The 10,546-nt window shown below is 44.6% G+C and carries 7 protein-coding genes; 2 read left to right on the plus strand and 5 right to left on the minus strand.

Features of this window, described 5'->3' with window-relative positions:
- Positions 1-57 precede the first annotated feature (57 nt).
- Both prpF and NO989_RS07615 read left to right on the plus strand, forming a co-directional pair.
- The gene (gene prpF / locus NO989_RS07610) at positions 58-1,239 is read left to right on the plus strand and encodes a 2-methylaconitate cis-trans isomerase PrpF (RefSeq protein ID WP_371342333.1); all 1,182 of its coding nucleotides are present in this window, start codon (positions 58-60) and stop codon (positions 1,237-1,239) included.
- 121 nt (positions 1,240-1,360) lie between these two features.
- On the plus strand, positions 1,361-2,617 hold the full coding sequence (locus tag NO989_RS07615) for a response regulator (protein WP_371342334.1): 1,257 nt from the start codon (positions 1,361-1,363) through the stop codon (positions 2,615-2,617).
- A gap of 10 nt (positions 2,618-2,627) precedes the next feature.
- Here the strand turns inward: NO989_RS07615 and NO989_RS07620 are convergent, their stop codons facing one another.
- From NO989_RS07620 to NO989_RS07640, 5 genes are all read right to left on the minus strand, one after another.
- Positions 2,628-4,205, minus strand: a complete 1,578-nt coding sequence (locus NO989_RS07620; protein WP_371342335.1) for a sodium/solute symporter — start codon at positions 4,203-4,205, stop codon at positions 2,628-2,630.
- A gap of 101 nt (positions 4,206-4,306) precedes the next feature.
- Positions 4,307-6,013 carry a PH domain-containing protein gene (locus NO989_RS07625; RefSeq protein ID WP_061486463.1) on the minus strand — a complete coding sequence of 569 codons (1,707 nt, stop codon included), beginning with the start codon at positions 6,011-6,013 and terminating at the stop codon, positions 4,307-4,309.
- Positions 6,013-6,567 carry a PH domain-containing protein gene (locus NO989_RS07630; RefSeq protein ID WP_156086854.1) on the minus strand — a complete coding sequence of 185 codons (555 nt, stop codon included), beginning with the start codon at positions 6,565-6,567 and terminating at the stop codon, positions 6,013-6,015. Before NO989_RS07630 ends, NO989_RS07625 begins: the two co-directional genes overlap by 1 nt.
- 199 nt (positions 6,568-6,766) lie before the next feature.
- Complete coding sequence (gene arcB, locus NO989_RS07635) at positions 6,767-9,121, minus strand: aerobic respiration two-component sensor histidine kinase ArcB (protein WP_014950541.1); 2,355 nt, start codon at positions 9,119-9,121, stop codon at positions 6,767-6,769.
- 99 nt (positions 9,122-9,220) lie between these two features.
- A complete protein-coding gene (locus NO989_RS07640; protein WP_371342336.1) occupies positions 9,221-10,144 on the minus strand; it encodes an N-acetylmuramoyl-L-alanine amidase in 924 nt (307 codons plus the stop codon).
- Between the last annotated feature and the right edge of the window lie 402 nt (positions 10,145-10,546).

Here is a 10,546-nt window from a genome sequence, read left to right on the forward strand (position 1 = left end):
ATTTACGGCGTGTTTCAACTGTGCCTCAACGCACTCATACCGACGAAAGGAAAAAACATGACAAAGTATGCGCCACAACTTCGAGTACCGGCTACCTACATGCGTGGCGGTACCAGTAAGGGTGTGTTTTTCAATTTAACCGATTTGCCAGAAGCCGCGCAAAAGCCAGGTCCGGCGCGCGATGCCCTGCTTCTGCGCGTAATTGGCAGCCCCGATCCGTACGGTAAACAAACCGACGGTATGGGCGGTGCTACATCAAGTACCAGCAAAACCGTTATCTTAAGCAAAAGTGAACGTGAAGGTTACGATGTCGACTACCTATTTGGTCAAGTAGCCATAGACAAGCCATTCGTAGACTGGAGTGGAAACTGCGGAAACCTAACGGCAGCCGTAGGCGCATTTGCGATAACCAATGGGCTAGTGGATAGAAGTAAATTACCAGAAAACGGCATTGCCACCGTCAACATTTGGCAAGCCAATATCAACAAAGCCATTATCGCTAAGGTGCCAATGACTAACGGGGAAGTACAGGAAACCGGCGACTTTGAACTAGACGGTGTCACCTTCCCTGCCGCAGAAGTAGAAGTTGCCTTTGTTGACCCAGCTGACGGTGAAGGGGCAATCTTCCCGACAGGACGATTAGTCGACACACTTGAAGTTCCAGGCGTAGGCTCACTTCAGGCGACCATGATAAACGCGGGTATTCCGACTATTTTCATCAACGCAGAAGATATTGGCTACACAGGCACTGAACTGCAGGATGATATAAACAGCGACTCCGAGGCGCTATCCAAGTTCGAAGCAATTCGTGCACACGGCGCGGTTCAGATGGGGCTCATCAATGATGTGGGTGAAGCTGCAAACAGGCAGCACACACCAAAAGTCGCGTTCGTTGCACCTCCAAGAGGTTACCAAGCTTCCAGTGGCAAAGATATTTTGGGTTCAGACATTGATGTATTGGTTCGCGCACTGTCTATGGGGAAGCTTCATCATGCTATGATGGGCACGGCAGCAGTCGCGATCGCAGCGGCTGCGGCGATACCCGGCACTCTTGTAAATATCGCAGCTGGCGGCGACGAAAGAGACTCAGTTACTTTTGGGCATCCATCAGGAACGCTAAGAGTAGGTGCTAAAGCGACGTTTGAAGATAACAAATGGCAAATTAAGCAAGCTGTAATGAGCAGAAGCGCACGTATTTTGATGGAAGGCTCCGTGCGTGTTCCCACTGAACAAAGTTAGTACAACGCAATATTATATAAGAATAAAATTATTTAGACATAAGTATAAAACGCCCTCTCTTTGAGGGCTTTTTTGTCTATAATTGGTTATTATCGAAGCCTAAGTGCCGAGAGTAGATCACATGTATAAAGTTCTTGTAGTAGAAGACAGTCTCACTGTCCGAAAGATTGTAAACAAACTTATTGAGGATAATCCTCACTTTACGTGTGATCTGTGCGAAGATCTTGCGGAAGCGAAAAGTGCTCTCGAGAGTGACACCGAATACTTGGCAGCCATCGTCGACTTAAACCTTCCCGACGCGCCCAACGGCGAGAGCGTTGAGCTTGCACTTTCCTACAACGTTCCAACCATCGTACTTACTGGAAATTTCGACGAATTTACCCGTGCTCAGTTACTCGATCAGGGCGTACTGGATTACATCACAAAAGAGTCTCGCTATTCATACCTTCAAGTGTCTAAACTTGTAGACCGTTTAAGAAAGAATCTCACTACCAAAGTGTTGGTGGTGGAAGATTCTAGAACGAGCCGAAATCACATTTGTTCATTACTTCGCAAATTCCAATTTCAGGTACATGAAGCGAACGATGGCTTAGAAGCGTTAGAAGAGCTTGATAATCACCGCGATATTAAAATGGTTATTGCCGATCACCGTATGCCCAATATGGACGGCTATGAACTAGTTAAAGCAATACGCCACGAAAAACGCATGCAAGACTTGGTATTTATCGGTTTATCGGCAAACGGCGACAGCGTGTTGACCTCTAAATTCATTAAAAGCGGCGCCAATGACTTCCTGTCCAAACCGTTTTATCACGAAGAATTCTACTGCAGAATTATGCAAAACCTTGAATCACAAGAAATGATTCAAACCATTAGAAATTCAGCAAACTTAGACCCGCTAACCAAGGTATACAATCGCCGTTTTCTCTACGAAAAAGCAGAGGAGTTATTTGCCAATAAAGCGTCGAGAAAGGATGTCATTGTGTCTATGATCGATGCTGACAACTTCAAAAGTGTAAACGATACCTACGGCCATAAAACGGGTGACATGTTATTGCAGGAATTTGCAGCATTGTTAAAAGATTACTTCCCCGACGATCTTATTGTGCGCTATGGGGGTGAAGAATTTACAGTGGTATCGGTAAGGCCACCTAAAGTGTATCTATCTGCGCTTTCAGCGTTTATGGATGCAGTGCGCTCTACTATTTTTACCAATCTCAAGTTCAATATCACGTGCAGTATCGGCGTATGTACCGAGGAACACAAGTGCTTGGAGTCGCAGTTAGAAGTGGCTGATGCGCGCTTATACGAAGCTAAGCACGCGGGCAAAGATCAGATTATTCTGAGAGACTCAGTCGCCAAAACAGTAGAGGCGTAAATCACTGAGTCTACTGCAGCCAACGCGGCATTAAGTAGCAAACAACGACCAATAAGCAAAAATAGCCAAGCAATAGGGTGGCAATCGGCTTATCAATCAGTAAGCGTCGTTGACCAGAGGTGGTGATCGTCGCTGTATCGTTTTCATCATTAGCTGACAAAACAGACAAGATAATAGCGGGTATCACTGTGCTCGCGAACCCCGTTACATTCCACCAAAACCAAAACACGTCCTCGACAAAAAATGCGAACGACAAATTAGTCAGCACGCCACACATCAGGCCGGTATTGACCTGTGTGGCATTTATCTTCTTCGTTAGCATGCCAAGTAGAAACACAGCCAAGACAGGACCAAAAAAAACAGAGCCCACTTTGTTCACCGCTTCTATTACGGTAGGCGCTATATCGCCAGCATTGAGCGAAAGCAGCAAAATAATCCCTCCCCAAAGCAAGCCCGCAAACTTAGCATGATTCAGGTAGCCTTCAGGTTTTGCGCGTTTCCGAGTGAGTTTGAAATAATCTTCAAGCGAAACAGCGGCAAGAGAGTTTATTGCTGAGCTCAGTGATGACATGGCTGCAGCAAGAATAGCGACCACAAGCAAGCCGATAAGCCCATGAGGTAAATAATTAAGAATAAAGACCGGCATAAGCCAGTCCGGATTATCTTTAGGAATTTGCGATAGCAAGTTGGCGTCGTTAAACGCTAGTGTGCCGACCACCAAGCCTGCTAAACAATATAGAAGTGTTATAGGGAACCTAAAAATGCCATTGGCTAACATCATCTTTTTAAGATCGCTTTCCGATTTCGCTGACAATGCCCTCTGTGCTTCTGATTGATCACAACCGTAGTATGAGGCGTAAAGGATCACGCCACCTAGCACCATAGGAAAAAAGCCGAAGCCGTCACCATCAAAACCCAGAGATGAAAAATTAAGGGTAGAGACCCGCTCGCTTGGAAGTAACTGTAGAAAGTGCTCCCAACCGCCTAATGCGTTAAGACCAAAAGCAATGCAGATAGCTGTGCCCAAAACGATGACAACCATTTGTACCGCGTCACCATATACAACTGCTTTCATGCCTCCTTGTAAGGAGTACAAAATGGTAATCACACCAATGAGTAATATTGCATGCGTGGATGAAACCTGCATGGTTCCTTGCAATATAATGGATAGCGCGTAAACCATTATGCCGGTAGCGAAGGCTCTGCTAAATTGAAATACAACACTGATACAAATACGGGTAGAGGTAGAGAAACGTCGCTCAAGATAGTCATAAATACTCACCACACCGCTTCGGTATAACGTAGGCAACACGGTAGTAATGAGTAAAAGCATGGCTAACGGAACTGCCAGTTCATAAGAGAGCCAAATCAGCCCTCCCCCCTCACGGAAGCCGACAAATGCAGGAGCGGAAATGAAACTGACCGCCGAGAGTTGCGTCGCCATCACTGAAAGTAACAGCGGTTTCCAACTTAAGCTTCTTCCAGCGAGAAAATAATCTTTCTTTGACTGCTGTCCACGCAAGCTAAAGCCGATGACGAGTAAAGTGATGAGGTAAATCGCGATGACACTGTAATCAAGAATATCCATATAGACGCAAGGTTAAGCAACTAAATACCTACCATTACATAAACTCGGTCTATTTGCATAAAAAACGTATAAAAAAGCAGCGTTCAAAGAAATAGTGTACGTTACATCCAAGACCTTCTGGTTGACTCCACCTCGAATAACACACTATCTGCTAGTTTATTAACGTAGTCTTCTGGTAGAAACGGCACAGTCACCGCCCCCGAAGCCAGTACAAACTTAACGGTGGCCTGTTTTCTTCGCTTCATAAACACGCTTTGCTTAACGATAACTTGCTGCGCTTTATAGGGCTCAAAGCATTGATAGTCGATGCCTATTCTACCTCGCCTTATATAAACGTACTTACTGTCGTAGGCTATACCCCATCGCCACCACCTAAGCGTGAGTAACAGCGATACCGCACTAAAGACAACGAGTGAACCTAGCATAATATCTAGATGGGATGACACAGCGCCAATAGTGAAAAAGGTAATAAAAGGCAACGTCCAGCCCGCAAGCAACCAAAAAGTAATAAATCGCTTACTAATGGTTTGATAATCTTGACCTCGCAGGTCACATCCTGGCATCACTTCTTGACTAAGCGCGAAGGCTTCATCTTCGGTTACCGATGGCACAATAAGCTTATTTGGCGACATCAGTTCTTGCATTTGCTGCCCAGCCGTTGAGTTCTGCTCAAAATACAAATTCACCCGCTTTAGTATTTTATCCAGCCAGTCTTGCTTCGCCGTAATCATTTGGATGCGTGAAGCTCGCATGCTGACTTCCAGTTTATTAAGCAAGCCGCTGCGACGGATATAGCGATCACCTGTTCGTGAAAGTGTATAGCCGTAAAAAGTGAAAAGCGCGCCACCAACACTCAGCAGTGCCACTAACGCCATAAGCATCATGAGAATGACAAAGGCATACAATCCAAATTGCCACCACGCAACCGTTTGTTCACCAACCAGCTGATTAAGCTGCAAGCCTTTATCGGCTAACCACTCTGAAACCAGACCGAACACATCGTCATAGAAAGGTGCCGCAGCACCCAGTATGATCCACACGCGATTGTTGGTGATACCGTGAATAATGATGTCTTTCACGGACCGTCGATTTAATACTTCTTCATTTGAATGGGAAGAATCTATCGCTTTAGTGCGCGTTCGTGGCGTGGGAAAAGACGAACTCTGCTCGTCGGATAAATCTTCATTTGGCAAACAATCCAGGTCACCCTCATCGTGCAGCGCTTTTTCATACAACACCTGCTTTTTGAGCGCTTCAGCATAATCTTCAGGAACCGCTACAATTTTAGCTTCTTCTTTCCCACTTCCTGCGGTATCAAGCACCACTAACGCGTACCCAAAAGGTCGGTAATAAAAAGGGCGTTCTATCTTAACGTTTTGAATACGCCACAAAGGCAAGTTGGTATAGCGGCGTTGGAACACGCCATGATGAATCTCAACGTGCTGGTTGTGCACGCGAAACTTGTACATTAAAAAGCTTATTACGCCGCTAACACTGGTAGATAGAAAAAGGATTCCAGCACCGATTAGTACTTCAGGCGACAGCAGGTTATCCCAAATATTGAACGATATGGCTAAGGCGGGAATGGTATAAATAAGCACTTGAGCCGAGTTGGTAAAATTGCGAATAGTAAAGTACAAAATAGAAATTAGAGAGAGGCGCTGCCACTCATCACCCGTTTCTACTTTAAGTTTCGGTTCTTCCATATTAGCATCTTGCCCATGGGACTTGAGCGCAGTATCTTCTTTCAGCTCTTTTGACTGATTAAGTGTAGGCGCTTGGTGTGAGGGCGTTTCTGATACCGTCATTAGCGTGCACCTATATCTTTATGAGCAAGAATGAACTCACGCAACTGCTCTGCCCTTTCAATGCTTAACCCAGGTATCTCAAACGTGTGCATTTCACCACCAGCCGAAAACACCTGAAGTGAGGCAAGACCCGCCCACCTGTCCAATGGACCGCGATTAACCTCTACATGCTGAACACGCAAAATAGGTTGGCACGAAAGTTTTCTAAAAATTAGCCCTGACTGCTTACTGATGTCTTGCTCTCGAATCGCATAAAATACGCGTACATCAGCAAAAAAGTGGTACAGCGCCCATAGAGAGCCTACAGCGACGATACCAGCAACAACATACGGGTAGGCTTGCAGCAGTCCTTCTGGCAATGACCAAAAGCTTTGGAATCGTAACGCAGAAGCAATACCGATTAGCACTAAGGCTATCAATCCAATGGAGAGGATATTTAGTGTCCGGTACTTTTTGGATATAGGAAGTAATGCGAGCGTTTGAAGTGAGGGAATTTCCTCAACACTGAGCTGATTATTCGAAAACACGGTTTCTTGTTGTGCGCTAATTGTCATCGCATTAATTCCTTTTACCACTGTATAAATAAGATCAGCCTGCCGCCTTTTTTTAAGGAGAGGCTTAGCTACTTAACTACTTAGCTACTTTGCTACTTAGCAACGCTGCTCTGAACGCTTTCTCTAGCGCAGTTTTTATAACAAAAAAGAGGGCAAGCCCTCTTTTTTACGTTTCCTATTAAAGAGCGCGTTATGCTAACTAGTCATCAACCTGCTGTTCATTCAGCCAATCGTGTAGTGCCTTCATGTCGTGCTGAACCGCCATTTGTAACTCTTCCACCCAATCATGCACGTTCTCCCACCATGTAGGGTGGTCGCCTTGCTGAATTTGATTAGCAATACGCTGTACACGAGCCAAACCAACAGAGCCAGCGGCGCCTTTAATTTTGTGAGCCTGTGAGCACACTTCTGACTTTTCGTCCGCACTTAAGCTTAGCTGCAGTATTTCCATGTATTCAGGCATTTTTTCTTGGAATACTTTAACGCTAGCGCGCACCATTTCATCCCCTATGGTATCAACTAACATCTGTAACAAGTCCATATCTAAAATGTTACTTAATGTTTTGTTAGGTTCAGGGCGCTCTACTTCGCCATCAATTTCAAGCGGTGCAGGTGGTGCATGGAACAGCTCGTTAAACACCTCGATAACGCGAGATTTTTTAATCGGCTTAGCAATAACGTCATCCATACCGTTTTCTAAGTATTCATCACGCTTTTTAATGACGTTTGCCGTTAGCGCCACGATGGGCGTTTGCATAACCAGATCTTCTTCAATAATCGTACTTGCCACATCGAATCCGGTCATGTCAGGCAATTGAATATCAAGCAAGATAAGGTCGTATTGGTTTTCCCTGACTTTGTCTATGGCTTCTTGACCGGTCATTGCTACATCGACTTTCTGGCCAAGCTTCTCGAGCAAGGCTTTAGCGACCATGACGTTCAATTCAATATCTTCTACTAACAAGATATTGAGCCCTGTCACTTGAAGCTGCGCGACTTTCATCGGGCTATTAGAAATTTGAACTGGCAACACAATTTCAAAACGGGTGCCTTTACCCACTTTACTTGAAACGTGAATTTCACCTTTCATCAAGTCGACCATTTGCTTACAAATTGCCAATCCAATACCGGTACCTGTGGCCGATTGGTGGTCAGGGTGATCAACCTGATAGTACATGGCAAAAATCTTATCAATTTCGCTTTCAGGAATACCTACGCCCGTGTCTTCAATCACAAATGTTACATACGCCTTATCACCATCAGGTTTCGTCGATGAAACCGTTAGACTTACGTGACCTTTTTGTGTGAACTTCACTGCGTTAAACAGGATGTTCCATAATATCTGACGAAGGCGCGTACCATCTATTTCAACAAGACGGGGAAGCGGCTCGTTAATTGTCGTTTTAAGCTCTAGCTGTTTGTCGGCTGCAAGTAAACGAATAATGCTGCTAAGTTCTTCGGTAAAGTCTTTCAACGATATGGTTTTTAGACTCAGCTCAAGCTTATCTCTGTCTAACTTATCAAGGTCGATAATATCGTTAAAAATATTACCTAATGTTATAGCGCTGGCGTATATCGTACTTACCCAGTTAAATTGTTCTTCACTCAACTCCGTATCACGCAGCATACGGCTTAAGCCCACAATACCGTTTAGCGGTGTGCGTAGCTCATGACTTATGGTTGCGATAAAGCGAGTTTTGTCGGTACTTGCTTTTGCAGCAGCATTTTCAGCTTGCTTACGCTCAGTCATGTCTCGACCGAACGACAACAAGCCAAGGCGATTACCGTCTTTATCGAAGAAAGGTACACGCTTCATTTCGAAGTAACGACGACGTCCATCAGCAAAGCGAAGCCACAGCTCTTCTGTGATACTGGCGTTGGTTTCTAGAACTTCGTGATCACTCGCTACAATTTGGCGGGCAAGCTCTTCCTCATATACGTCTTTTGGCGTTAAGCCAAGCAGCTCTTGCTCGGTTTTGCCCGTCATAAGCTCCGCTATACGGTTACAACCAGCAAACCTGCCTTCTTCATTTCGGTAATATATTAAGTCTGGTGAGGCATCGATGATTGAACGTAACAAGGTTGATAAGCGGCGTGCTTGTGCTTCTTGTTCTGATTTATCCTGAATTTCTTTTTCTAAGTCTTTAAACAGCGCCTCACGCTCTTCTTGTGCTTGCTTGCGCTGCTCTATCTCGTGATTAAGCTGTCTGATGTTGCTTTGAAGTTCGCGGTTAAGAAAGACATCTTCTTCACGCAAACTTTCCAACTGGCTTACCACTTCCTTTAAGTTGGTACGTGAGTTTTCTAATTGCTTGATTAACTCACTAAAGAAATAAAGTACCCAAGGCGCAGATAACATGGTCAGTACTACAGCACTGATGAAGTCATCGGGCTGAACCTGGCTTCCCATGCTCACGCGAATTACGTATGAGCCCCCTAGCGTAAACACAAGCGAAAGAACAACAAACAATATGCTGAGCTTTAGAGTGCCAAAACGCTGAACAAATTGGGCAAAGCGAATTGCCCAAGAATCGTTTGGTGAATCTGAATGCATGTACGTCTAATTTAAGCTTATTTTGCGGTTATCCTATCAGGCTTTCCTCTTTTCGGGAATGCGGTTTGTCAAAGCATAACTCTGTGGCCCTGCTCAGAATTAGGATTTGAAAGGCGACTTTTCAGTAATTTCATTAATGTATTTGGTATTCACCCATCCTACCTTCGTGTAAGACACTTTCGCCCACTCCCCTCGCTTTTCCAGTATTTTTAGCACTTCGCCCTTATTCAAACCGTTCTCGACAGTTGGGTACGAAACATCTGGCCCTTTTCTCACATTCAGCGAATTGGCACTTACATTGGCCACCCGCTTTACAGGGCTAGCGAGATCCCGCTGAATTTGATCATGCGCCTCTCGCTGTGAATTCGAATCACTTGACTCAGTTGCCCACCTTTCACTATCACTTTGCAAAACAGCGGCTTTGAGTCTTTGAAGGGGAAAAGCGGGGCCAGGATCGACCTTTCGTGACGGCGCTATTTCTTCATGCCCGACGATAGTAGAGATGTTATAGTGGCTACACAGCGATAGCGTCCTAACAATTTGTACGTCGGTGTACTTGTGCCAATAGCCCATAGACTGTTGGTTAATGTGCTGGGCAGCTAATACTTCATTCTCGCCAAAAATTTCGCCAAACCAACTTTCAAAAGTGCCGTCTCCTCTAGCCTTAAGCTGGCCGGCATTGTCTAATTCAATGCCGATAGAGTACTGATTCAAGCCACTACGCCCCTCGTAATAACTTTCTCCTGCGTGCCACGCTATTTTATCGGTCGGAAGCATTTGAACAATGTCACCATTGCGTCCAACGGCAAAATGAGCTGACACACCGCTATCGGCATTGGTCAAGACATTCACCGAAGATGAAAGGCTACTACCGGCGGTAAAATGAATAACAATAGTATCGGGAGATCCAGATTGAAAACGCCCAGATGTATTAGGAGAAAGCCTGAAGGTGATATTGTCGCCAGTTAGAATATGATCATCTATACTAAATATAGGCAGTGGTGAAGCATGTAGTGTATTCATACAATAATCCTTATTGTCTTAACAGCACGCCACCACAGTGAATTTTTATTCTTCGCCTTTCACATAAGCGTACACTCAATTCCCACACAGGGCTCTCTATCAACATCCTTCAGCGCACCACGAGCCTTACCTGTGGTTAATTTTCAACCAATATAGCAAACTACTTATATTAGTGGAACCATAGCTTTACAAATTAATAAAAATACACCGCAAACCGCTACTGACAACATAAAACATCAATTTCAAAGCATATTTATTCATTAATAAAACGCAAATGAGAAGTAATATCATTTATAAGGGGTGAGTTATTCACTTTGCAATACTGATAACATTTTTGTTACAAACATAAATGACGACACGTAAGCAACTGATTAATAAACATTTAATTATATTTATACTAAT

The organism is Alteromonas sp. DY56-G5 (genome assembly GCF_041414725.1).
In the GTDB taxonomy this organism is placed as follows: Bacteria; Pseudomonadota; Gammaproteobacteria; order Enterobacterales; family Alteromonadaceae; genus Alteromonas; species Alteromonas macleodii.

Excerpts from the sequence above, each read along its gene's own strand:
- prpF (WP_371342333.1), top strand. The coding sequence starts at position 58 with ATGACAAAGTATGCGCCACAACTTCGAGTACCGGCTACCTACATGCGT.
- NO989_RS07630 (WP_156086854.1), bottom strand. The coding sequence starts at position 6,567 with ATGACAATTAGCGCACAACAAGAAACCGTGTTTTCGAATAATCAGCTC.
- arcB (WP_014950541.1), bottom strand. The coding sequence starts at position 9,121 with ATGCATTCAGATTCACCAAACGATTCTTGGGCAATTCGCTTTGCCCAA.
- NO989_RS07640 (WP_371342336.1), bottom strand. The coding sequence starts at position 10,144 with ATGAATACACTACATGCTTCACCACTGCCTATATTTAGTATAGATGAT.
- NO989_RS07615 (WP_371342334.1), top strand. The coding sequence starts at position 1,361 with ATGTATAAAGTTCTTGTAGTAGAAGACAGTCTCACTGTCCGAAAGATT.
- NO989_RS07625 (WP_061486463.1), bottom strand. The coding sequence starts at position 6,013 with ATGACGGTATCAGAAACGCCCTCACACCAAGCGCCTACACTTAATCAG.
- NO989_RS07620 (WP_371342335.1), bottom strand. The coding sequence starts at position 4,205 with ATGGATATTCTTGATTACAGTGTCATCGCGATTTACCTCATCACTTTA.